The organism is Nocardiopsis mangrovi (genome assembly GCF_042653925.1).
GTDB classification, from domain to species: Bacteria; Actinomycetota; Actinomycetes; order Streptosporangiales; family Streptosporangiaceae; genus Nocardiopsis_B; species Nocardiopsis_B mangrovi.
Genome location: NZ_JBHSFQ010000086.1, coordinates 1 through 1257 on the forward strand (window position 1 = coordinate 1; position 1257 = coordinate 1257).

1 protein-coding gene and 1 pseudogene are annotated in these 1257 nt (G+C 69.8%); both read right to left on the reverse strand.

What is annotated here, in order from left to right:
- Nucleotides 1-872 (reverse strand): succinate--CoA ligase subunit alpha (gene sucD / locus ACFO4E_RS30035; protein WP_378580703.1); only part of this gene is annotated, 872 nt, incomplete at its 3' end.
- A 22-nt stretch (nt 873-894) separates the two neighbouring features.
- Nucleotides 895-1257, reverse strand: a pseudogene (locus ACFO4E_RS30040) (ADP-forming succinate--CoA ligase subunit beta); the annotation flags it as partial.

The following is a 1257-nucleotide window of genomic DNA, read 5'->3' on the forward strand; positions in this document are numbered from 1 at the left end:
AGGGCGCGGGCGAGTTCGGCGGTTTCGGTGGGGGTCTTGCCGACCTTCACCCCGGCCGCCTCCAACGCGTCCTTCTTCGCCGCCGCGGTCCCCGCCGACCCCGACACGATCGCGCCGGCGTGCCCCATCGTCTTGCCCTCGGGAGCCGTGAACCCCGCCACATACCCCACCACGGGCTTGGTCACGTGCTCACGGATGTAATCCGCGGCCCGCTCCTCGGCGTCACCGCCGATCTCACCGATCATCACGATCGCGTCCGTGCCCGGATCGGCCTCGAACGCCGCCAGCGCATCGATGTGAGTGGTCCCGATCACCGGGTCGCCCCCGATGCCCACCGCCGTGGAGAACCCGATATCACGCAGCTCGTACATCATCTGATACGTCAAAGTCCCCGACTTCGACACCAGCCCGATCCGCCCCGGCTTGGTGATGTCGGCCGGGATGATGCCCGCGTTGGACTCCCCCGGGCTGATCAGCCCTGGGCAGTTGGGGCCGATGATACGGGTCCGGTCGCCCGTCGCCTTGGCGTGCGCCCAGATCTTCGCGGTGTCGTGCACCGGCACACCCTCGGTGATCACCACCGCCAGCCCGATCCCGGCGTCGATCGCCTCGACCACCGCGTCCTTGGTGAACCTCGGCGGAACGAAGATCACCGTGACATCGGCCCCGGTGTCCTTCATCCCCTCGGCCACCGACCCGAACACCGGCACACTCGTGCCGTCGACGTCGACACTCCGGCCGGCCTTGCGCGGGTTGACCCCGCCCACCACCCGGGTGCCCGAGGCCAGCATCCGGCGCGTGTGCTTGGTGCCCTCCGCGCCGGTCATGCCCTGGACCAGCACCTTGCTGTCCTTGGTCAGGAAAATAGCCATATCGCTCTTCAGCCTTCCGCGCCTAGAGGGCGGCCAGTTCGGCGGCCTGGGCCGCGGCGCCGTCCATGGTCTCCACCTGCCGCACCGCCGGATGCGCGCGCCCGGTCAAGATCGCCCGCCCCAGCTCGGCGTTGTTGCCGTCCAGCCGCACCACCAGCGGCTTGGACACGTCGTCGCCACGCTGCTCCAGCAGCTCCAGCGCCTGCACGATGCCGTTGGCCACCGCGTCGCAGGCGGTGATCCCGCCGAAGACGTTGACGAACACGCTCTTGACCGAGGGGTCGCCCAGGATGATCTCCAGGCCGTTGGCCATGACCTCGGCCGAGGCGCCGCCGCCGATGTCGAGGAAGTTGGCGGGCTTGACCCCGCCGTGGGCCTCGCCGGC